Below are 22,593 nucleotides of genomic sequence, written 5' to 3'. Positions count from 1 at the left end.
CTCGGCCGCAGTCAGTTGAGGGTTGATCGAGTGTCGAGTGTCGAGTGGCCCGGACGGACAGGCTCGCCCGTGCGGCCATCGTCAGGCCACGATGCGGATGCGGTTGACGAGGAGGCCGCCGATGAGGATGACCAGGGCCGCGGTGGTGTAGAGGCCGGTGTAGCCGCCGAGGTGGGTGATGATCGGCGAGGCGAGGGCGGGGGCGAGGACCTGCGGGCCGGAGTTGGCGATGTTGATGACGCCGAGGTCTTTGGCGCGGTCGGCGGCCTCGGGCAGGACTTGGGTGACCAGGGCCTGGTCGACGGCGAGGTAGATGCCGTAACCCGCGCCGAGGACGGCCGCGGCGGCGAGCGCGGACGGCCAGGTGTGGAGCAGGGCGAGCAGCACTGCCGCTGCGGCCATGACCAGCGAACAGAGGACGACGAAGACCTTGCGGCGTCCGACGCGGTCGGACAGGACACCGGCGGGGATGGCCGTGAGTGCGGCGCAGAGGGTGTAGATCACCGTGAGGATCAGTACGCCGGTGCCGGGGTCGCCGTAGTGGACGGCGTCGGCGAGGAAGTAGAACAGGTAGAGGGTGCCGAGGGCGTTGCCGAGGTTGATCAGGAATCGGGTGAGCCAGGCCCAGCCGAAGTCGGGGTGCTGCCGGGGGCTCACCCAGAGCGAGCGGGCGAAGGCGCGGGCGTCGAAGGCGGGGCGCAGTGCCCGGGGCAGGGGCGGCTCGGAGTGGCGCAGCACGAAGGGGAGGGCGAGTGCGACGGTGAGCACGGCGAGGGTGCCGTAACCGGAGCGGACACCGGTGATCAGCAGTGTGGTGATCAGGGCGCCGAGGACGAGGCCGAAGGACTGCATGAGGCCGGTCCAGCCGGAGACCTGAGCGCGTTGGGTGAGCGGTACGCGGTCGGCGATCGGGGTGGTGACCCCGGCCAGCATCGCGTTCAGGCCTGCCTGCGCGAGGCACCAGCCGACGGCGACCCCGGCCACGGTGTGCTGGGTGGCGGTGACCGACAACCCCGCTGCCCCGGCGAGGGCGCCGCCGAGAATCCAGGGCCGGCGGCGGCCGAACCGGCTCGTGGTGCGGTCCGACCATGCGCCGGCGAGCGGGTTGGCCAGCACCGCGACGAGCGCGCCGAGGCCGGTGACGAGCGAGAGCGCATCGTTCTTGCCGTGCGGGTCGATATGCTCCAACTGGAGTGGCAGCAGGATCTGAATGGGTGTCATGAACGCCATGAAGACGGCGAGCGTGGCCAGCGAGAGGTTCACCGTCCAGCCGGCCCTGACCGGGACGGTGGGCTCGGCGAAGACGGCGGCGTCGTCCGCCGCGGAGGCGTGGGACATGACGACTCCGTCACTCAGGACCGCTGGGAGGCGATCAGGTCGCGGTACCACTCGAAGCTCGCCCGGGGCGTGCGACGTCGGGTGGCGAAGTCGACCTCGACCAGACCGAAACGCTGGTGATAGCCCTCGGCCCACTCGAAGTTGTCGAGCAACGACCAGGTGAAGTAGCCGCGCACGTCCACCCCGCGGGACACGGCGCGGGCGACCGCGGCGATGTGTCCGGCGAGGTACTCGATGCGCGCCTGGTCGTGCAGCCCGGCCGGCTGCGAGCAGCCGTTCTCGGTGATCCACACCGGCGGAAGGCCGTCGCCGTAGCGGGCCTTGAGGCCGGTGAGCAGCTCCGTGAGCCCGTCGGGAACCACCGGCCAGTCGAACGCGGTTCGCTCGTACGGCTCCGCGGGCTCGGTCAGGTCGAAGGGCAGCGCGGCGGCGGGATCGGCCGGGGCGGTGACCCAGGTGGGGTTGTAGTAGTTGACGCCCAGCCCGTCCAGCGGTGCGGCCACCGTGGCGAGATCGCCGTCGCGCACCACTCCTCCCCAGCTCGGGTCGGTCATGCCGTAGGCCGACAGGTCGGGATAACTCCCCAGCAGCAGAGGGTCGTTGAAGAGCCGGTTGTGCAGGGCGTCATAGGCAGAGGCCGCCGCCACGTCCTTGCCCTGCTGGGCGTCGGAGCGCAGACGGACGGGCGTGCAGTTGTTGGCGATCAGTATCTGCCCACCTGGGACGGTGGCCCGCAGCGCCGCGGTCGCGAGGCCATGACCGAGCAGCTGGTGATGTGCGACGGGCAGTGCGTCCAGCATCAGTGCGCGGCCTGGGGCGTGGACGCCGAAGCCGTAGCCGAAAGACATGTGAATGAAGGGCTCGTTCAGGGTGATCCACCGCTTGACCCGGTCGCCCAGCCGTTTTGCGACCACGGCCGCGTACTCGGCGAACCGATCGGCGGTCTCGCGGTTCAGCCATCCGCCCTCGTCCTCCAGGGCCTGCGGCAGGTCCCAATGGAACAGGGTGGGTGTGGGCTCGATCCCGGCGTCGAGCAGCGCGTCGACCAGGCGGTCGTAGAAGTCCAGTCCTCGCGGCTCGACCTTGCCCGCGCCGGTCGGCAGGATGCGAGGCCAGGAGACCGAGAAGCGGTACGCGTCGAGCCCGAGTCGGCGCATCAGCGTGACGTCCTCGTCGAATCTGTGGTGGTGGTCGCAGGCAACGTCGCCGGTGTGGCCGTCGCGTACGGCCCCGGGGCGCCTTACGAAGGTGTCCCAGATGGACGCTCCCTTGCCGTCCTCGTCGGCCGCGCCCTCGATCTGGTACGCGGCGGTCGAGGCGCCCCAGACGAAGTCGGCCGGGAGCCGGGGGAGTCGGGTGGCATCGGTGGAGTTCGTCGTCACTGGCGCCTGCCTTCATTGGTGATGCGCGAGTCGCCCAGGTTCGGCCGCCCGCGCGCGGCTCCGGAATTCTGCCGACGGCCGCTCCTCGCGCCCCAACGGCGGCCTGGAGGGCGGCTGTTCGTGACCGGGGCACGCCGTCCAAGGTGGGCCGAACCGTAACATGAACCAGCGTTCACGTTCTATGGGTCGGGCCTGGCCACGACCTGGCCGGCGGGGAGGGGGTGCCCCTATGTCTTGGGTCAAGTTGGTCGGGTAGTGGTTCGGGGCGTCTGGAACGATATGCCTGTGCATGCTGGTGATCAGGTTGGCGAGGGTGTTCCCGCCGAGCTCGCGGTGTTTCTCCGGGTTCCTGTCGATGGACGCCCGATGAAGATCACTCCTTCCGTCTGCGAGGGGTGCGGCGGTCGGGCGTTCTTCTCGCTGGTCAACGCGTCCGGAGCGGAACGCGAGTGTTCTGGAGCGAGGAGTCCTGGGAGGACGACGAGCCCGGTGCGGCCGGATGCCCGTGCGGGAGCGAGGAGTTCGAGGCCGCGGTCGGGCGTACGACCTGTTCCGTTCGATGGCAGCGGGACGGCACCCGGCATCGGATCTCCGCCGCGTTGCAGGCCCGGGCGAATGCCAAGGAGCTGATCACCTGGGACCTCAACTTACGACATTGGGATCTATTAGCGGCAGAGCGGCTGCTTGAGGGGCGATGTGCCGGGTCGCCTCTGGGCTCCCAGGGCCGGGGTGTCAGTGGTTCATACAAGGGTGCCCCCATGGAACCTTCGGGAGTGATTGAGGCATTGTGGGATCGGATCCAGGCGCGCGATTGGTCAGGTGTCGCCGACTTGGTCGCAGAGGACGTCGTGGTCGAGTGGCCGGTCAGCGCGGAGCGCATCGTTGGCAACAAGAACTTCGTCGCGGTGAACAGCGAATACCCGGGGGGCTGGTCGATTCGGGTGCTGCGGATCGTGGCTGACGGCAGCGAGGTGGTCTCCGAAGTCGAGGTGCCGCATGACGAGTTCGGCGTGTTCCGCGTGGCCTCGTTCTGGACCATCCAGCAGGGACGGATCGTGCGTGGCCGGGAGTACTGGACGAGTGTTGGGGCTGATCCGCGCCCGGAGTGGCGGGCGGCTCTGGTTGAGCCCATGTGAAGCGGTTGCCGCTCGCAGCGTTGTGCCGTAGCAAGGGCCATGCGGGTTAGGTGAGTTGTGAAGCTGACCTGGGCCCGCGCGGTCTGCTCCCATCCTGCCCTGCCTGGTGTCTCCCGCGCACACTTCGGCGAGTTGTTCGCCGAACTCGCCACCCCGTGGGAGGCCGCGCGGCAGTCCGGACTTCGCGAAGCCCGAGGTGGGGAACGCCGCAGGGCGGCCGGCGCCGGGCGCAAGCCGAAGCTGGTCTTCTGCGACCGGCTGCTTCTTGCCCTGGTGCACCTGCGTCATCAACTGCCGCACGAGGTCCTGGCCGAGCTGTACGGCGTCGACTGCTCGACCGTCTCGACGGCGATTCGGCAGGTGCGGCCGTTGCTTGCGGCCCGGGGCTTCGCAGTGCCCGACCGGCCTGGAGTGCGGCTACGGACACTGGAGGACGTCTTCGCCTACGCCGAGGCCGAGGACGTCGAGCTTCGGCTCGACGGCGCCGAGACCCAGGTCAGACGCCCGCGGGCGGGCCGACCCGGGCGGCGGGCCTTCGTCTCGGGCAAGCGCCGACAGAACACGATCAAGACCACCACGTTCAGCGACGGGCAGGGCCGCATGCTGCTGTCCGGGGTGGTCCGGCCCGGCCGGATGCACGACCAGACGGCCCTGCGCACAGAGGGCTTCGCCGAACAGCTCCGACTCCACCCCTCGGTGATGTCCCAGGTCGACGCCGGGTACGCGGGGCTGGCCAAGGAGTTTCCCCGCCAGGTCACCGCCCCGCCCAAGAAGCCGAAGAACGACGCGTGCGACGGTGACAAGCGGGCCTGGCACGAGGCGCGGCGGCACCAGTCCTCAGCCCGGATCTGTGTCGAGCACACCAACGCCGAGCTGCGGCAGTGGGCACCCCTGCGGCGCTTTACCGGACGCCATGAAATCTACGAGGAGACCCACCTGGCGCGATCGCTGGCCTGGTCTCCGACCGCTCCGCACAGCGGCCCACCCGGCGCCGGACGAGCACCGCACTCATCCTCGTCCGCAACGGCGCCTGCTGATCACACCAGCCGAACCGCCAGGCCAGCACGTCCCGACCTCAATTTCCCCCGAGGTCGTTGGACTCCACGATCGTGCGCGCCCACCAGCACGCCGCCGGTGCGCGTAAAAAGGGGAGTTCCAACAGGAACCGCCTGGCGGTGTCGCCTGCGAGCCGGACTACCACGGGCTGGGACGCTCCGGCGGCGGTCTTACCACCAAGCTGCACCTGGCCGTCGAACAGAGGCAGAAGCCCATGTCCATCGTGATCACGGCCGGGCAGCGCGGGGATTCTCCGCAGTTCGAGGTCGTGCTGGGCCGCATCCGGGTGCCCCGGCTGGGGTGCGGCAGGCCCCGCGTGCGCCCGCGACGGTTGCGGGCAGACAAGGCGTACGCGTCCCGCAAGAACCGCGCCCACCTGCGGCGTCGCGGTATCCGCTGCACCATTCCGGACAAGGCCGGCCAGGTCCGCAACCGCAAGAAGCGCGGGTCCAGCGGTGGCCGGCCCACCGAAGTTCGACCCAGAGGACTACAAGGCCCGGCACGCGGTCGAGTGCGGCATCAATCGCCTCAAGAGACATCGAGCCGTGGCCACCAGGTACGAAAAACTCGCGGTCCGCTACGAGGCTACCGTCCTCGTTGCCGCCATCAACGAGTGGTTGTGACGTACTGGTCCGACGACAACTCGAACACCCGTACTCGCCGACCGCAGGTGGGATTGACGGTCTCACGGACCGGATGCATCCCCAGTTTGGTCATGATCCGTTCGGAGGCGTCGTTGCCCACTTGAGCGATGCTGACGATCCGCTCCAGCCCTCGCTCTTCGAACCCGAACCGTACAGCGGCCGCAGCGGCCTCGGTGGCCAAGCCCTGCCCCCAGTGGGAACGTCCCAGCCGCCAGCCGACCTCAACCGCCGGCAGTACCTCCGGCAAGAAGTTGGGCACCGAAAGGCCGGTGAACCCGGCCAGCTCGCCACTGGACCGGATCTCCACGGCGAACAGGCCGAAGCCCTGTGACTCCCACTCGCTCTCCCATGCCCGGACCCCGTCGCGAGTCTGCTGTTCGTCACGGACGCTGCCGTCACGGATCCACCGCATGACCTCGGGGTCGGCATTGACGGCAGCCATGGGCGCAACGTCTTCCTCGCGCCAGCGACGCAGGATCAAACGGGGAGTCTCAAGCGTGACCATTCAATCATTCTGGATCACAAATGGGCTCTCCGCCATCCTCACCAGGCACTTTCGATGCACGCCCTATTAGGGCGAGCGTCGAGGTCGAGACCACGGTCCGCGGCGGCGGACCTCGGGTGACTGGGCTCGGCCGGTGCGAGTTGGCGGGCAGGGCCTGGCCGGGATGATTGCCCGTGTCACGACGCCCAGGGTGCGGGCTGGTCAGCGGCGCTATCGGTCGGCCCGACAGTCCGGGCCCGCGGCCCGGCGAGTTGCTGAACGCCTCGGTTCACCCTTCCGCGGCCGTCAGTCGGCCGCGCAGGTCCTCCCAGTAGGCGTTCAGCATCCGCTTGAGCTCGTCCACGGTTTCCAGGTCCGGCTCGCCGTCGCTCTTGAACACTTCGTGCAGCACGGCGTTAGCGGCCCACACCACCATCCGCGTCGCCTGTTGCGTCCGGTGACCGCCGGGCCCGCCGGTCAGGTGCTCCACGATGCGCTGCAGGCCCTCGGCGATGTGTGTGTTGCTCGCCTCGTCGGCCCGCGCGAGCTCGGGACTGAGGTGCCGCCCGGCCCACAGAGCCATGCCGCCCGCCTGGGACCGGAAGAGCTCGGCGTAGACGCCGATCATCGTGCCGACCGGGTCGGTCAGTTCGCCCTCGACGGTACGCGCGACGAGTTCGTCGATGGCGGCCTTGAAGGCATCGAGGTACCGCTGGCCCAGCGCGTCCACGACGGCGCTCTTGTCCGGGTAGTACTGGTAGATGCTGCCGACCGGCGCGCCCGCCTCCTCGGCCATCCGCCGCATCGTCAGCGCCTCGTACCCCTCCTGAGACAGGATCCGGTCGGCCGCGGCGAGGATGGCCTCGACCCGGGCCCGGCTGCGTGCCTGTTGAGGCTGCCTCCGTAGCCGCGCCCGCGACGTCGGCTGCGGCTTGCCTGCTTCCGTCACCACGTGCCCCCGGTCGTCCGATGACGCGAACGTAGCACGCGGCCACGGAGCGGGGGCCGTCCATGCTGCGCCCCCGCTCCGTGCGCTGGCTACAAGACTTCTGAGCATGCGGTTCGTGCATGCCGGGAAGTGTGTTCCGGAACTGGCGCCGCGTTGCCTGGGAGCGACCTCCATGGCGAACGTGCCAGGGTCACTTCAATGAGTACCCGGACGTCTGTCGGCGCCCACGTGAATGTGCATCAGTTGGTACACGGGAAACTGCTCATTGCGCGGTCAGTCGCCACGGCTCCGTATCCACCTGAGCGAAGGCCGATCCGGCTGCCCTCGCGATCTGCTCGGTCGCGCCACTAATCGGAGTCGACACCGAGCATGTGGCCTGCCGCGTCGAGGTCGCTGAGGTAGGTGCAGACGAGGGATCGGTCGGCTAGCGCGAGTTCAGCGGCGGCCCGGTCCATCCGGTCCACGTCGCCCTCCGGGATGAAGTGGCCGCCGACCGTGGCCGATTCGTGCCAGTGGCGCTCCTGGGCACCGAGCGGGCGCGGTGCGGGATACCGTCCGAGAGCCGCCGCCGAACGGCGGCAGCGGGGGTACCCGAGCCGCGCTGGGAGGCCGCCGTGACCACCGAGGAGGAACGTGACGCCGAACTCGAAGAGGCGCTCAGCGAACTCCGCAAGGCCGTGGACTCCGCGGTGCGCGGATTCACCGACGGGTCGAGACCGTGAACGATCCCGGTCGGCGCACCGGAGGCGGCAGCCAGGTCACCGGCCGTCGTACGGACATCCCGGCAGGGCAGACCGAGCACGAGCTCCGACTCGGCGGCGAGGGAGCGGCGTTGGCCCATCCGGACGACCTCACCGTGCCCCAGGAGTGGCGCGGCATCGGCGTCCGGATCGAGGACGACCTGGTCGGTACTGAGAACCTGTCGGCGGACGAGGTCGAGGCGTGGATGGCCCGGTTCGCTGGCTGACAGCATTTTCAACAGCACCTGGTTCACTGGGGACTTCTCCGCCGGGCTCGCCTTGCCCCTCAACCTCACGCAATCCCGAACTGGCCGAGTTCGTCGACGCCGGTCGGTTCTGACCGCCTCAAACCCTGCCCTCACCAGCTCTGTGGAGGACCTCATGACCATCAACCAGGTACTCACCACCGACTATCACACCGGCGGTGAACCGTTCCGTATCGTCCCCGAACCACCGGTCGCCATCGAAGGGGCCACCGTCGCCGAACGCCGTATGCTCGCCATCGGCAACCCCGAAGTGGACAATCTGCGCAAGCTGCTGTGCTTCGAACCACGCGGGCACGCCGACATGTACGGCGGGTTCATCACCCCACCCGACAACGAGGGTGCTCACTTCGGCGTGCTGTTCTGGCACAAGGACGGCTTCTCAACAGCCTGCGGCCACGGTTCCATCGCGCTCGCCGTCTGGGCCGTGCAGACCGGCCGCGTTGCCCGCGACCCCTCCGGCATCACCACAGTCGTCATCGACGTCCCCTCAGGCCGGGTCACCCTGCGCGTGCACACCGCCGGCGAACAGATCACCGGCGTCGACTTCGTCAACGTCCCCAGCTACCGGCTCGCCGAACGCGTCACCGTCGCAACGTCCTGCGGGGACATCGCCGTCGATGTTGCCTACGGCGGCGCCATCTACGCGCATCTGGACGCAGCCAGCGTAGGACTGGCCGTCACCCCCGAGCACTACTCCGACCTCATCGCGATCGGACGCGAGGTCAAATGGGCGCTGAACGACAGCAAGCACGCCCGTCACCCCGTCGACGACCGCCTCAGCGGCATCTACGGGACCATCCTGTACAACGACCTCGGCATCGACGAGAACGGCAACCCGCACCAGCGTAACGTCACCGTCTTCGCCGACGGCCAGGTCGACCGTTCCCCATGCGGCTCCGGCACCTGCTCCCGCGTCGCCGTGCTCGCAGCGACCGGTCACCTCAAGCCAGGCCAGATCCTCGTCCACGACTCGATCGTCGGCACCCGCTTCCACGCGCGGATCGTCGCGGAGTTGGCCGCTGACGGCTACCCCGCGGTCGTTGCGGAGGTCACGGGGAAGGCATACCGGACCGGCGAGCACCGCTTCGAGCTCAATCCCGCGGACGACCTCGGCACCGGCTTCGTGCTGCGGTAGCCGCCCCGTCGACCGGCTGAGGAAGCGCGTGCGCGCCGTCCCGCGTACGCCTCTCACTCAGGAGTCCGTCTCGGCCCGCCCCGCCCGGATGCCGCGGATGTGGGCAAGATGCTTGCGCATGAGTTCGGCGTCCAGCTTTGAGTCGCCGGACTCGACCGGGCCCGCTATCTCGATGTGTTCCCCCCCAGGACGGCCTCACCGAGTTGGGTACCGCCCTGATCTATTCCAGACCATTGGCGTCGCCATGCAGGACTGGGCGGTCGCACGACCCTGGCCGACAAGTTCCTCTGCTGACCCATTTCACCCGCTCCCGCACTCCAGCTGCACCAACTCGGCCACACCAAAAAGGCCGCTGACAGCTATCGCACCGCCCTCGACCTCGCGTCGGCCGAGGCCGAGCGGAGATTTCCGGGGCTGTGCTGACGACCGGTCAGCCCGGGCCTCGAGCGACCGGTCGCCAAGTGGCGATGGGGACGGCGACGTTCATCATTGCTTTCGCCCGGACCGCCGCCCTTCGAAGCGCTGTTCCAGCCCTGCTATGACGACCTCCGCCCCGACGTCGTAGGAGTCGAGGTGGTGCAGCCGGGCGAGCCGATCGTGCTGGTGCGGAGCGGCCCGCTCGACCGAGGCGGCGGTCGGCCGGTTCCGGACGGCGATGACGAGGAACCCGGACGCGTAGGCGTCGATCACGCTCAGAGCGATCAGGGCGTCCTCTTCGGTCAGCCCCGCCGCGACGAGCAGGTCGACCAGCCGCTCCATGTTCGGGGCGACCGGCCGTTGGTCGGCGCCGGCCAGGGCCAGCAGCTCGAACGAGCGGGGGAACGAGGCGGCCAGGTCCGCGTAGGTGCTCAGCATTCGGCGCGTCGCGTCCTGCCAGGATTCCCCTTCGCACGGGCGCAGGTCCATGCGATCGATGAGCTGCCCGACCACGACGCCGCGCAGGTCGTCGGCATCGGTCAGGTGGGAGTAGAGGCTCATCACCCCGCAGGAGAGCTCACTCGCGACTCGGCGCATGGTCAGGGAGTCCAGTCCGTCCCGCTCGATCACGCGCAGCGCCGCGGCGCCGATGCTTTGCCGGGACAGCGATCCACGTGGGCGCCGTTGGGTCTCTTGACTTGCAATCACTCGACCACAATACTCCGTACACCATACCGTACTAAGTACGTCAGCGCCCTCAGGAGCCGCTCATGGCTGTGCCAACCACTGACGACCGCCCCGTTCCCGATGTCCCCGCCGGGCGGCTTGCCGGCGGGAGGCTCCGTACCTTCGACATCGTCTTCTTCGTCGTCGGCGCCGCCGCGCCGTTGACCGTGGTCGCCGGCAGTGCACCCCTGGCGTTCCGGCTGGGCGGCATCGGCGCGCCCGCGGCCTACCTGTTCGCCGGCGTTGTCTACATCGTGTTCGCGGTCGGATTCACCGCCATGTCCGAACGCATGGCGAACGCCGGAGCGTTCTACGCCTACATCTCCCGCGGCCTGGCCAAGCCTGTCGGCGTCGGGGGAGCGCTGGTCGCGTTGCTGTCGTACTGCGCGATCTGCACCGGGTTCTACGGGGCGTTCGGCTACTTCGCGCGAAACACCCTGGCCGACCTCACCGGTGTGACAGTTCCCTGGCCGCTGTGGGCGCTGGCCGCGGTGGCCGTCGTCGGGTGCCTCGGATACCGCCAGATCGACGTGGGCGCCCGGGTGCTCGGGGTGTTCATGGTGGCCGAGGTCCTCATCCTGGTGGTCGTGGTCGTGGCCGTGCTGGTGACCGGAGGCCCGGAGGGTATGTCAGCCCGCTCCTTCCAGCCCGGCCAGGTGTTCGGCGCCGGCGCCGGCGGGATGTTCGTGCTCGTCCTCGGCGCGTTCATCGGTTTCGAGGGCACCGCGATCTACTCGGAGGAGACGCGGGAGCCGAAGCGGACGATCCCTCGTGCGACCTACTTGGCCGTCGCCTTCCTGGCCCTCTTCTACACGTTCGCCACCTGGGCCGCGACCGTCGGTTTCGGAGCCGACGGCCTTGTCGGCCTGGCCCAGTCCGACGACTTCGGGAACATGTACTTCGACCTCGCCGAAGAATTCGTCGGACGCGCGGCGAAGTCCGTGATGGAAGTCCTCATCGTCACGAGCATCTTCGCGGCACTCATCGCGTTCCACAACGCCAGCACCCGCTACCTGTTCGCCCTGGGCCGGGAGCGGCTCCTGCCCCGTCGGCTCGCCCGCACCCACACGAAGCACAGCTCGCCGCACGTGGCCAGCGTCGTCATGACCGCGGTCTCGGTGGTCGTCGTGGTGTTCGCGACGCTCGTCCACGCCGACCCCTACATGCAGCTGCTGTTGTGGACGAACGGCGTCGGGATCACCGGGATCGTCGCCCTGCAGGTGCTGTGCGCGCTCGCGGTCATCCGGTTCTTCTGGAAGGACAACTGCGGGCACCACTTCACACGGGTCAAGGCCGCTCCGGCGCTCGCCGCCGTCGGCCTCACCGTCGGCCTGTACCTGATGCTCACCAATTTCGAGCTGCTCACCGGCCGCACCGGCTGGATCAACGCCGCGCTGCTCAGCCCGGTGGTGCTGCTCGGCCTCGGCGGAGCCGGGTACGCGCTCCGCCTCCGGGCCCGTCGGCCCGACCTCTACGCCGTGCTCGCCGGCACGGATGCGACACAGAACACGAAGGAACGTTCATGACAGATCTGCACTACCTCAGCGCGCACGAGCTGCTGGAGGCCTACCGGACCAGGGCACTGTCGCCCGTCGAGGTCCTCGACGCGGTCGCGGACCGGGCAGACGCCGTCGAACCGACCGTCAACGCCCTGAGCCACCGGCTCCAGGAGCAGGCCCGCACCGCCGCGGTCGAAGCCGAGGCCCGCTATGCCGGCCGGGGCGGCGGTGATCCGCGTCCTCTGGAGGGAATCCCCGTCGCGGCCAAGGAGGAGCAGCCCATCGCCGGGCTTCCGCTCCGTCTCGGATCCCTGCTCACGGACGACACTCCCTCGCCGATCACCCACCCGGTGGTGGAGCGCGTCCTTGCGGCCGGCGGCATGGTCCACGCCCAGACGACGACACCGGAGTACTCGTGTGCGGCGTTCACCCAGTCCGCGCTGTGGGGAGTCACGCGGAACCCATGGAACCTCGGCTACGGACCGGGCGGTTCGTCCGGTGGCTCCGGCGCCGCGCTGGCGGCGGGCACCACCGTCCTGGCCACCGGATCCGACATCGGCGGCTCCATCCGGCTGCCCGCCTCGCTGTGCGGAGTAGTGGGGTTCAAGCCCCCTTACGCCCGGGTCCCGGGTGTTCCCCCGTTCAACCTGGACACCTACTGCCACGACGGACCGATGGCCCGCACCGTCGCCGACACCGCGCTGCTGCAGAACCTGATCGCCGGCGCGCACCCAATGGACCCCGTGTCACTCCCGGCACCCCGGCCGGTGGTTCCGGACGCGACGAAGGCCCGCGGCTTGAAGGTCGCCTTCGCGGCCACCATCGGCGACTTCCCCATCGACCCGGACGTCGCCGCGAACACCCGCGCCCTGGCCGACTCCCTGCGGGACGCAGGAATCAAGGTCGAGGAAGTCGCGATATCCATCCCCCACGAGACCGTGTTCACCGCGGCCCTGATCCACTACGGCGCCATCTTCGGGCCGATGATCACCGAGCTCGGTGACGACGACCGGCTGAGCCGCTACGCACGCCGCTTCGCCGACCGGGCGGGACAAGCCCTCACCGCCCACGGCTTCTTCAAGGGCCTGTGCCTGGAAGCAGATGTCCAGCAGGCTCTGGCCGACGTGTTCGCGGACTACGACGCCATCATCTGCCCCACCCTTGGTAGCACCGGCTTCCTCGCCGGCGACGACCACGTCGACCACGGCGTCACCGTCGACGGAACCTACCTCGACTTCTACCTCGGCGCCGCCCTCACGCCGGTCTTCAACGTCGCAAGCCGCCACCCCGTCCTGAACATCCCCACCGGACGCGCCGCCAACGGCGTCCCCACCGGCGCGCAGATCGTCGGCCGCGCCTACGACGACGCCACTCCCTTCCACATCGGCGCCGCCGCGGAAGAGGTCCACCGCTGGTGGGCCGATCCCACCTGGCGTCCGGATCTGGCCCAGGGGCCTACCGGGAATCAGGTGTGATCGGGCTGTCTGGCTACAAGCCGTATTCATACCGAATTATGGAGCTTGGGATCTCACAGGGCTCTGGATCGGATGATCTCGGCGCCGCCGGTGCATGAAGGCAGGGCCTCTTGGCGATTCGGAGGGCGTTGACTCCCACCGAGCGCGAGGAAGCCCTGCTGCCGCAGCTGAAGGGCGTCCGGCTGGGAGTTTCCCCAGCTCAGACGCCCTTTTCCATGCCTTTAGAAGAAGCCCAGCTTCTTCGGTGAGTAGCTCACCAATAGATTCTTCGTCTGCTGGTGGTACACATCATGCACGTTGCTGACCAGCGGAAACGTTGAATCTGGTGTTCCTCGTGGGCGAGGTGGTCCGGGAATGGTCCGGATCTTGGTGCCATTCGGTGGTGGTTCGCTTCGTAAGCGAGGCATGTCCGAGGCCGCTGGGCAGAGCTGATCTCGCGGGCGCAGCCGATCGGGACCTGAGCTTCACAGCTGCTGGTACGGGTACCGGGCGGTTGGGGCCGCATCCCCATGCCGCCCGTCGAGATCGCCGAAGTGGTCCCTGGCCCGGTGCCGAACGGAGTGACCGAGACCGTGTGATCAGCACCGCTTCGCCGGTGGCAGGTCCGTGCCCCGGTAAGCTGCTGGCGCCGGGCGACCGGATGGCTGGTCCGGTGCCTGAGTACGCAGGGCGGACGAGGTTCTCGCGGCGCCCCATGGAGAGGACGCAGCGGCGCTCTCATCCGGTGTGCCGGTCAGGTCCGGCGCGGTGGTCCGCGCGTCGCGAGCTGAAGGTCAGACCGAGCCAGCACGCCCAGCCGATGGGTTGCAACGCCCAGTAGCTCGCTGTCCGGTAGAGCAGCGTGAGCGCGATTGCCTGGTCGGTGCGCAGCCCGTACAGCACGAGCAGCGCTGTCAGGCTGGTCTCCACCACACCGAGACCGCCCGGCGTCAGCCGAAGGCTGCCTGTCATCTGGGCGAGCGTGTATGCCACGAGGATCCCGCGCCAGGGAATGCCGATGCCCAGAGCCCATGCGCAGGCGAGGAGGCAGGCCACGTCGCACGCCCAGTTGAGCAGCGCGAGGGTGAAGGGCTGCCACCATGGGCGCAGTCCCGGTCGTACGGCATGGACGTGCCGTACGAGGGCAAGCAGGCCGTCCTCGATGTTCCGCAGCTGCTGGGAACGTACCCCGAGCCGCCGCCAGAGCCGCCAGAATCGGCGTCGTACCGGCTCGAAACGGGATAGACCAGCCACGGCGCCCACCATCGCGCCGAGGACCGCCACGAGCCCGAGCACCACGGGCCGCAGCGCGCCGAGCCCTGCGGGGCCGCTCGCCAGCGCACCGGTCACCAGCAGCGCAAAGAGTGCGGCCATTGACAGCACTCCCGAGACGGCAAGCACCGCTCCCGCGAGTACCTGCCCGACACCCCTGCGCCGCAACTGCGTGAACATCCATGCGGCCGCGAACGCCGCCCCGCCTGGCAGTGCACCGGCGACGGCGTTGGCCGCCAGCACGATGGTACCGACGACCTTGGGGCGCAAGCGCGCCCCGCCCATCCGCAGCAGCCACTGCTGCAGTGCGATCAGAGCGCCGAGAGACGCTGCCTCGAATCCGGCGACCAGGACCAGCCGGGGCAGCCGGACTGCGGCGATCAGGTGCGATGCCGCGGCCACGTCGTGCCGCCGGTACACCGCGACGCCCGCCGCGATTACCACCAGGGCGATGGAGCCGAGCCACCACAGCCGACGTGGCGCCCTGAAGGGTGCGACAACGAAGTCCTCGCCATGCTCGACGTTGTCGTCCGCGCCGTCCATGTCGGACACCGTACGGCGCCGCAGAGCCGGACGAGATGAGCCATAAGCGAACCATCCTGTACCGGGTCCCCGGTCCTGTCGTGCACGCAGCTGTCCGCAGGAGGCACCGGGACGGACCACTCTCCTGACGAACGTGTGGCCGGAACGCCCAACGGCCTGCCTGCCCGCCCGGGGCGCGCAGGCAGGGGTCCCAGCCAAGGTGTCCTTCCGCCGACGGGCTCCGCACGGGACCCAACCCTTGCTGAGTGAGGAGTCGACACGACACGAGGCGGGGGCGCGGCCGCCGGGGCTCGACCCCGAGGAGGCGGCGCAGCTGCTCCTGCGCGATCTGCACAGTTCGCGAGGCGGTTTGGCCTCGGTCGAGGCCGGGCGGCGACTGCTGCGGTACGGCCGCAACGAGCTGCGTCGACGCGGCGGCCGACGCCGGCCTCGTGAACTGGCGGGCCAGTTCACGTACCCGCTCGCCCTGCTGCTGTGGCTCGCCGTAGCCCTGCTCGCCGCCGTGGGCTCGAACGTCGTGGCCGCCGCGATCGTCCTCAACGCCGCGTTCGCGTCTATCCAGGAGGTACACGTCGAACATGAGGTTGATCCTGGAAGTGGGACGCCCACCTGCGATCCACGCCTTTTCGAATCGCGGGAACGGTCTCGCCCGAGGTTCGTCCTTCCGCCGAGGGAGCCGTCCGGTGATCACATCAGTCCGTCTGCCAGGCCGTCATCTGTCACGCTCGGCCAAACCGCGGGCCCCGCGCGAGGCGCCCAAGCCGTCGGCGCCTTCGCCGGTGCCTTCCTGGTCTCGTTGGCTGCTGCCCGTCGCTGCGTTGGTTTTGCTGCTCGTGGTGCTGATGCGAACTCCCTCCCCCCAGGGGGGCGCGTCGCTGTCGTACAGCGAATTCGTCGGCAAGGTGAGCGTCGGTCAGGTAAAGACGGTCGACATCGACGACAAGGGCGCCATCAAGGGAACCCTCAAGGACGGTAAGAAATTCACCACGCGGATACCCATCGCCTTGGACAACAGCCGCCTGGAGCAGCAGTTGCAGTCCAAGAATGTGGAGATCACCGCGTCCCGGAGCAGCAGCGGCAGTCCCCTCGGGACACTGCTGGTGCTGTTCCTGCCGCTTCTGTTCATCGTCGCCCTGTTCATGTGGACGGGCCGCCAGGCAGCAAGGACACTGGGCGGGGGGCTCAGTGCCATCGGGCGGGCCCGCGCCAAGATCATCGAGACGGAGCGGCCGACCACCCGCTTCGAGGACGTCGCGGGCTACGGGGGCGTCAAGCAGGAGATCAGCGAGATCGTCGACTTCCTGCGCAGCCCCGAGCGCTACGCGGTCGCAGGAGCCAAGGGACCACGTGGTGTGATCATGGTGGGCCCGCCGGGCACCGGTAAGACCCTCATCGCCCGAGCGGTGGCCGGTGAGGCTGAGGTCCCGTTCCTCTCGGTGACCGGCTCGGCGTTCGTAGAGATGTTTGTCGGTGTCGGGGCGTCCCGGGTGCGCGATTTGTTCGCCGAGGCGCGAAAACGGGCCCCCTCGATCATCTTCATCGACGAGATCGACGCCGTCGGCAGCCGTCGCGGCGGGGCTGCCCGGCTGGGCGGCAACGACGAACGCGAGCAGACCCTCAACCAGCTCCTCGCCGAGATGGACGGCTTCGACCAGTCCAGCGGCATCGTCGTCCTGGCCGCGACCAACCGGCCCGAGGCCCTCGACCCGGCGCTGCTGCGCCCCGGCCGCTTCGACCGGCACGTGACCGTGCCGCTGCCCAACCAGGTCGAACGGGCGGCCATCCTGGCCGTCCACGCCCGCGGCAAGTCCCTGGCACCGGACGTCGACTGGGACACCGTCGCCCGGGCCACGCCCGGCTTTTCCGGCGCTGACCTGGCCAATCTGGTCAACGAGGCCGCCATCAATGCCGTCCGGGCAGGGGGTGCCGTCATCGACGCCCAGGGTCTCGGCGACGCCCGCGACCGGCTGCTGCTGGGGCGGCGGGAGTCCACCAACGCCCTGCTGCCCGAGGAACGGCATTCCGTGGCCGTCCACGAATCCGGACACGCGCTCATGGCGGCCCTGTGCGAGCACGCCGACCCGGTCGCCAAAGTCACCATCCTGCCTTCCGGGCCTTCGCTGGGCGCCACTGAGCAGCTCCCGGAGGCCGAACGGCACCTGTACAGCGAGGGCTATCTGACCGACCTGCTGACCGTCCGGCTGGGCGGCCGTGCGGCCGAGCTGGTCGTCTTCGGCGAGGGTTCGACCGGTGCCGCCGACGACTTGGCCGGCGCCACCCAGCTCGCCGCTCGCATGGTCCGCGAGTTCGGCCTGTCCCCGGCCCTCGGCCCCATCGGATACGGCTCCGGAGCCTCCCGCTACCTCGGTGGCGAGAGCACCGAAGAGACGCTGCACCGGCCCTATTCCGAGCAGACCCAGCGCATCGTCGACGAGGAGACCGCCCGCCTGCTGCGGGAGGCCGAGGAACGCGCGGTGGCTCTGCTGCGCGACCACCGGGAGGCGCTGGACGCCCTTGCCGGACTGCTCGCCACCCGCGAGACCGTCGACGGATCCGTGGTCCTCGACGTACTCCACCAGCAAGAGCGGCCGGACGGTCATCCCGCGGCGCCAGGGAAGCCGACGCCCTCCCCGTGACGCCGCGGCACGTTCGCAAACAAGATGGAGGCGACCATGGAGGAGCAGCAGCCGAGGACGGCCCACGGCGAGCAGGAGGTCTTGGCGCGGACGGTCGCCGTCGTGATGCGCACTGCTGTGGTCACGATCGATGTCGACGAAACCGTGCTCGTGGCCTGGGAGTTGCTGGAGCGATCCGGCTCCCGGCACCTTCTGGTCGTGCATCCGGACGGTCGCTGTGCGGGCCTGCTGGACAGGGCCGACGTGGCGGTCGCCTGTGCGGCACCGGCCTCTTCGCTGTCCGGCCTGCGCGTGGGCGACCTGCTGCCCGCCCGCAGGTCGGCGCTCGTACATGTCGGGCAGACCGTACGCCACGCAGCCGACCTCATGAGGTGCACCGAAGCCGACGCCCTGCCGGTGCTGGAGGAAGACGGGCGTCTCGCCGGGGTGCTGACCGCCGCCGACATCGTCGCGGCCCTCGCCGGTCGTCCGGTGCAGAAGGAACCCGCCGACACGCGGCCGCGGGCCCCGTCCACGGTGTTGCCCGGGCTCCCGCCTCGGCGGGGCTACCGTGGAACGGCGGTTCCCTGAGCGCCCACCACTGAGCTGTGGCGCGCTTTCCGAGGTAACACCTGGTATGGCTGTCCTGGTGTCGCCCGACGTCGGCGTCAAGTCCGTCCGGGCCCGAGCACACAGGCGAGGTCCCGGGCTTCCTCATTCGCCCGCCTGCGGTCTCAGGCGTCAATGGACTGGTGGCGCGTGTGCCCTGCGCGGCACGCCCTGACGCTGGGCTCGATGCCACCCGAGCTGCTGCGGATGCGGGCGCGACGTCTTGCTCACCGGCCGTGCTCTCAGCGCCGTCCAGGTTGCGCACCGGTCCGTGGCGGGAGACTGCGCCCATCTTCGCCGGGCCGGATCGCTCGACGTCACGCCGGCGGCTCACACGATCGAGGCGATGGGCACCACCACCGCTGCAACCAGCATGGTGAGCGGCAGCCAACGGCCCCGCAGCCTGGGCCGCCCCGCCCGGTCCGCGCAGGATGGTGCGGCGCCCGGGGCCGTGGGCGGAGGTGGCGGTGGGAGGGAATCTCATGACGGCTCCTGAAGGCAGAGGGAAGGGTGATGGCGTCGTCGCGGTCCACATGGCCAATCAGAACAAAACACGATCGAACAGCGGTGCCCATGAGGGCTGTTCGACTGGTCGAACGTCAAGGGTTTTTGGTGCACCTTTCTCGGCGGGTGGACGGCACGGGAGATCGGATGGATCGACTCCGCTTCGCCGTGCAGCCGTCCGACCTGGTCGCATACCTCCAGAGAAAGTGCTTTCCCCAAATGGTCATGGTTTACAGCGAGTTGGCGACGTGGTGGACAGAAGTCCAAGGTCGTTCGACATTCCTCCATGGCGTCACCTGAGTCGCAGGGATAGAACTCGACGGGGTCGAGCTCCGATGATCCGTAGCCCGACGCGGGCGCGGATTGTGTTGTCTGCGCCTCCAATAATCCACCACAACCGAACATCGCAGTCGGTGTCTGTCGGAACGATCACGCACTCCCCTTCCACCTCGGAGTCGACATGACCTGGACAAGCAAGTGGAGGCCGGCGCTGTTCGCGGCGCTCCTGGCACTGCTCCTCGGTGCCGTGACGGGCTGGGGCGTACCGCCCGCCCACGCGGCCACCAGTACGGCCGTCACCGTCGACGGCACTCAGCCCGGCCGCACTTTCGACGGCATCGGCGCGATCAGCGGCGGCGGCGGAAACTCGCGGCTGCTGATCGACTACCCCGAGCCGCAGCGCAGCCGGATCCTCGACTACCTCTTCAAGCCGGGCTACGGCGCGTCCCTGCAGTTCCTGAAGCTGGAAGTGGGCGGCGACACCAACTCCACCGACGGCGCCGAGCCCAGCCATATGCACACCCGCGACAAGGTGGACTGCAACAGCGGCTACGAGTGGTGGCTCGCCGAACAGGCCAAGGCCCGCAACCCCCACATCAAGCTGCAGGCCCTGGCCTGGGGGGCGCCGGGGTGGATCGGCAACGGCAACTTCTGGTCCCAGGACATGATCGACTATCTGATGTCCTGGTTCGGCTGCGCGAAGAAGCACGGGCTGACCATCGACTACGTGGGCGGCTGGAACGAGCGGGGCTGGGACGCCGACTGGTTCAAGCAGCTCAAGTCGACGCTCATGGCGAAGGGTTACCGCACCAAGATCGTCGCGGCCGAGAGCTTCGGCTGGGACGTCGTCGACGCGATGGCCAAGGACAGCGAGTTCAAGGACGCCGTCGACGTCATCGGATCGCACTACCCCTGCGGCTACCAGAGCGCCTTCACCTCATGCCCCTCCAGCGACGTGGCCCAGTCCATGGACAAGCCGCTGTGGGCCAGCGAGAACGGGTCCCTCGACACCGATGGCGGAGCCAAGGCCGTGGCCCGCGCGATCAACCGCGACTACATCGACGGCAAGATGACGGCGTTCGTCAACTGGCCGGTGATCGCGTCGCTCTACCCGAACCTCTTCTTCTCCACGGACGGCATGTCGATCGCCAACCAGCCGTGGTCCGGCGCCTACCACATCGGCGCGACGACCTGGGTGACCGCGCACACCGCCCAGTTCACCCGGCCCGGCTGGAGCTACATCGACTCGGCGAGCGGCTATCTGGGCGGTGACCGCTCCAACGGCAGCTACGTGTCGCTGAAGTCGCACGACGGCTCCGACTACTCCACCGTCATCGAGACGATGGACGCCACCGCAGAGCAGACGGTGAACCTCACCGTCCGGGGTGGGCTCCCGACCGGAACGGTCCACGTCTGGTCCACCGATGTGAAGTCGTCCGGCACCGATGACGACTTCGTCCGGGGCGCGGACATCACGCCCGTGGACGGCTCGTACTCGCTGACCCTGGAGCCCGGGCACGTCTACACCCTCACGACGACCAGCGGCCAGGGCAAGGGCACCGCGACGTCCCCGGCCGATGCCGCGCTGCAGCTGCCCTACTCCGACAACTTCGACAAGCGAGCCGCCTCGAAGAGCCCCCGCTACTTCACCGACATGAACGGCGCCTTCGAGACCACGGCGTGCGCCGGCGGCCGCTCCGGCACCTGTCTGCGCCAGATGGCGCCGACCAGCCCGATCCGGTGGACCGACGAGCCCTACAACGCCCCGTACTCGATCACGGGCGATGGGTCCTGGTCCAACTACACCGTCACCGCGGACGCCCTGTTCAGCGAGAAGGGCACGGTGGAACTCCTCGGCCGGGTCGGTCAGCAGGGCCGCAACAACAACGGCCTGGACGCGTATCACCTCCGCGTGAGCAACAACGGCACCTGGTCGATCGACAAGAGCGACACCACGTGGAAGTTCACCCGGCTCACCGGGGGACGGACCAACACCCTCGGCCTGAACAAATGGCACACCGTCGCCTTCACCCTGCAGGACACGAAGCTGACCGCCTCCGTGGACGGCAAGGAACTCGGCAGCGTGACCGACTACTCGCTCAGCAGCGGCCAGGCCGGGCTCGGGGTGACGGGCTATCAGACCCAGCAGTTCGACAACTTCGACCTCACCCCGGGCGCACCGTCGCCTCAGCACCTCGGCCCCGTCACCTCGGGCCTGACCGACACCTGCCTCGAAGCGGAGAACGGCGCCGAAGCCGACGGCACCCGCGTGCTGGCGGGCGTCTGCGCGGGCAGCGCCGCGCAGACGTGGTGGTGGGGCAACGGCCAGCTGCGCTTGGGTAGTTCGACCGGCAGGTGCCTGGACGTCACCGGAGCGGGCACCGGCAACGGCTCCCCGGTCGAACTGTGGGAGTGCAACGGCGGAGGCAACCAGCAGTGGGTGCCCCAGGCCGACGGCACGCTCCAGGGCCAGCAGTCCGGGCGGTGCCTCGCGGTGCCCGGATCCGACGCGACGCAGCAGCTGGTGATCCAGGACTGCGACGGCACGGCGGTGAATCAGCGCTGGACCCTGCCGTAGCGGGGCATGGGGCGCACGTCTGCGCCTGACCCGATCGGTGTGGTGCGACGGCGGTACGTACGGTCCGGTAGTCGTCGCACCACACCGAGACCCACTACCCGCAGTGGTGGGCCAAGGAGGCCGACTCCGTCGCGCACGCCGAGATGCCGGGCGACCAGATGTTCACCTCGGCGAACTACGGGATCTGGGGCGGCGAGTACGGCGTCGACTACAAGGTCGACAACACCGACGGCTCGGATCCCGCGCCGAACGTGCCCTTCCTGACCCGCGAGTGGGGTGACTGGGAGGACCCCAGCCGCACCGACCGGGCGGCCTGCGAGAGCGCGATGGTGGACCAAGTCGTCATTCGCCAGCGTTACTTGAACGGCGACGGCTACTGGGACTGGGGCGGTCTCGACGCCAACAACCGAATCGGCGGCTACTTCCTGTGGGTATTTGAGGACTACGGCACCAACGACGTCTACCAGAAGTCCGGCGCCGTCGACATCGACCGCTACCCCAAGTACTGCTACCACTGGCTCAAGTCCATACAGCCCGGCACGCAATTCGAACCACGGCGGCCCGATGGTCTTCGTCGCCAGCGCCCACACCGCCGGCTCCGAGAAGGAGGTGCGGGTCTTCAGTAATACCGACCGCGTCCTGCTGTACCAGAACGGCCGGCTCGTCGGCGAGCAGACCCGTGCCGACAACGCCGCGACCGCACCGAACGTGGCAGCCAAGGGCGGCAGTCTGTACGTCACGTTCGAGCAGCCCGGCCGCCCGCCACGTCCATGTGACGATGGAACGGGGAGTACTTCAGCACAGCTCAACCACGCCGTGGACCGGACAGAACGCACTGCTCCGCGCTGCGGCTCTGGTTTCGGTCACCGGTGTAGCGCACGGTTCAGAGCCCCACCCGACCCGGCAGCACCGCAGGTCAACGCTATTGCATTTCCATATCGTTTTCTGCGCAAGACTCCGTTGAGGC

General features: G+C 69.0%; 15 protein-coding genes and 3 pseudogenes. 12 read left to right on the top strand and 6 right to left on the bottom strand.

Features of this window, described 5'->3' with window-relative positions:
• Positions 1–81: 81 nt before the first annotated feature.
• Together IEZ15_RS30850 and IEZ15_RS30845 are read right to left on the bottom strand one after the other, a co-directional pair.
• Positions 82–1,338, bottom strand: coding sequence for an MFS transporter (locus IEZ15_RS30850; RefSeq protein WP_189280305.1), 1,257 nt, complete (start codon positions 1,336–1,338; stop codon positions 82–84).
• A 14-nt stretch (positions 1,339–1,352) separates the two neighbouring features.
• Positions 1,353–2,720 carry a GH1 family beta-glucosidase gene (locus tag IEZ15_RS30845; RefSeq protein ID WP_189280304.1) on the bottom strand — a complete coding sequence of 456 codons (1,368 nt, stop codon included), beginning with the start codon at positions 2,718–2,720 and terminating at the stop codon, positions 1,353–1,355.
• Between the two features lie 758 nt (positions 2,721–3,478).
• Between IEZ15_RS30845 and IEZ15_RS30840 the strand changes: the two genes are divergently transcribed.
• From IEZ15_RS30840 to IEZ15_RS47280, 3 genes and pseudogenes are all read left to right on the top strand, one after another.
• Positions 3,479–3,856 (top strand): nuclear transport factor 2 family protein, encoded by a 378-nt coding sequence (locus IEZ15_RS30840; RefSeq protein WP_189280303.1) that lies wholly within the window; start codon positions 3,479–3,481, stop codon positions 3,854–3,856.
• A 57-nt stretch (positions 3,857–3,913) separates the two neighbouring features.
• A pseudogene (locus IEZ15_RS30835) lies at positions 3,914–4,702 on the top strand (transposase); the annotation flags it as partial.
• Between the two features lie 424 nt (positions 4,703–5,126).
• Positions 5,127–5,336 (top strand): annotated as a pseudogene (locus IEZ15_RS47280) (transposase); the annotation flags it as partial.
• A 182-nt stretch (positions 5,337–5,518) separates the two neighbouring features.
• Here IEZ15_RS47280 and IEZ15_RS30825 read toward each other — a convergent pair.
• Both IEZ15_RS30825 and IEZ15_RS30820 read right to left on the bottom strand, forming a co-directional pair.
• Positions 5,519–6,061 carry a GNAT family N-acetyltransferase gene (locus tag IEZ15_RS30825; RefSeq protein WP_189280302.1) on the bottom strand — a complete coding sequence of 181 codons (543 nt, stop codon included), beginning with the start codon at positions 6,059–6,061 and terminating at the stop codon, positions 5,519–5,521.
• 268 nt (positions 6,062–6,329) lie between these two features.
• On the bottom strand, positions 6,330–6,992 hold the full coding sequence (locus tag IEZ15_RS30820; RefSeq protein ID WP_189280301.1) for a TetR/AcrR family transcriptional regulator: 663 nt from the start codon (positions 6,990–6,992) through the stop codon (positions 6,330–6,332).
• A 715-nt stretch (positions 6,993–7,707) separates the two neighbouring features.
• Here IEZ15_RS30820 and IEZ15_RS30815 point away from each other — a divergent pair.
• Both IEZ15_RS30815 and IEZ15_RS30810 read left to right on the top strand, forming a co-directional pair.
• A complete protein-coding gene (locus tag IEZ15_RS30815) occupies positions 7,708–7,956 on the top strand; it encodes a hypothetical protein (RefSeq protein WP_189280339.1) in 249 nt (82 codons plus the stop codon).
• Between the two features lie 154 nt (positions 7,957–8,110).
• On the top strand, positions 8,111–9,130 hold the full coding sequence (locus IEZ15_RS30810) for a proline racemase family protein (RefSeq protein ID WP_189280300.1): 1,020 nt from the start codon (positions 8,111–8,113) through the stop codon (positions 9,128–9,130).
• Positions 9,131–9,616: 486 nt separating this feature from the next.
• Here IEZ15_RS30810 and IEZ15_RS30805 read toward each other — a convergent pair whose 3' ends face one another.
• Positions 9,617–10,255, bottom strand: coding sequence for a TetR/AcrR family transcriptional regulator C-terminal domain-containing protein (locus tag IEZ15_RS30805; protein ID WP_189280299.1), 639 nt, complete (start codon positions 10,253–10,255; stop codon positions 9,617–9,619).
• A 62-nt stretch (positions 10,256–10,317) separates the two neighbouring features.
• Between IEZ15_RS30805 and IEZ15_RS30800 the strand changes: the two genes are divergently transcribed.
• Together IEZ15_RS30800 and IEZ15_RS30795 are read left to right on the top strand one after the other, a co-directional pair.
• Positions 10,318–11,799, top strand: coding sequence for an APC family permease (locus IEZ15_RS30800; protein WP_189280298.1), 1,482 nt, complete (start codon positions 10,318–10,320; stop codon positions 11,797–11,799).
• On the top strand, positions 11,796–13,247 hold the full coding sequence (locus tag IEZ15_RS30795; RefSeq protein WP_189280297.1) for an amidase: 1,452 nt from the start codon (positions 11,796–11,798) through the stop codon (positions 13,245–13,247). Before IEZ15_RS30800 ends, IEZ15_RS30795 begins: the two co-directional genes overlap by 4 nt.
• Before the next feature lie 717 nt (positions 13,248–13,964).
• On the opposite strand, the gene IEZ15_RS30790 is transcribed toward IEZ15_RS30795, so the two are convergent.
• Complete coding sequence (locus IEZ15_RS30790; RefSeq protein ID WP_229846199.1) at positions 13,965–15,041, bottom strand: lysylphosphatidylglycerol synthase transmembrane domain-containing protein; 1,077 nt, start codon at positions 15,039–15,041, stop codon at positions 13,965–13,967.
• A 133-nt stretch (positions 15,042–15,174) separates the two neighbouring features.
• On the opposite strand from IEZ15_RS30790, the pseudogene IEZ15_RS47275 reads away from it, so the two are divergent.
• The 5 genes and pseudogenes from IEZ15_RS47275 to IEZ15_RS30765 form a co-directional block, all read left to right on the top strand.
• Positions 15,175–15,522 (top strand): annotated as a pseudogene (locus IEZ15_RS47275) (cation-transporting P-type ATPase); the annotation flags it as partial.
• Positions 15,523–15,724: 202 nt separating this feature from the next.
• Entirely contained in the window at positions 15,725–17,677 is a 1,953-nt protein-coding gene (gene ftsH, locus IEZ15_RS30780; RefSeq protein ID WP_268250446.1) for an ATP-dependent zinc metalloprotease FtsH, read from the top strand.
• A gap of 36 nt (positions 17,678–17,713) precedes the next feature.
• Entirely contained in the window at positions 17,714–18,247 is a 534-nt protein-coding gene (locus IEZ15_RS30775; RefSeq protein ID WP_189280295.1) for a CBS domain-containing protein, read from the top strand.
• 982 nt (positions 18,248–19,229) lie between these two features.
• Positions 19,230–21,626 (top strand): ricin-type beta-trefoil lectin domain protein, encoded by a 2,397-nt coding sequence (locus IEZ15_RS30770; protein WP_189280294.1) that lies wholly within the window; start codon positions 19,230–19,232, stop codon positions 21,624–21,626.
• A gap of 143 nt (positions 21,627–21,769) precedes the next feature.
• Complete coding sequence (locus tag IEZ15_RS30765) at positions 21,770–22,252, top strand: hypothetical protein (protein ID WP_189280293.1); 483 nt, start codon at positions 21,770–21,772, stop codon at positions 22,250–22,252.
• Positions 22,253–22,593 lie beyond the last annotated feature (341 nt).

Origin of the sequence: Streptomyces atratus (assembly GCF_014648655.1) — a bacterium.
Classification (GTDB): Bacteria; Actinomycetota; Actinomycetes; order Streptomycetales; family Streptomycetaceae; genus Streptomyces; species Streptomyces atratus.
Note: the sequence above shows the minus strand (reverse complement) of the source record. Positions and strands in the feature narration are given on the sequence as shown.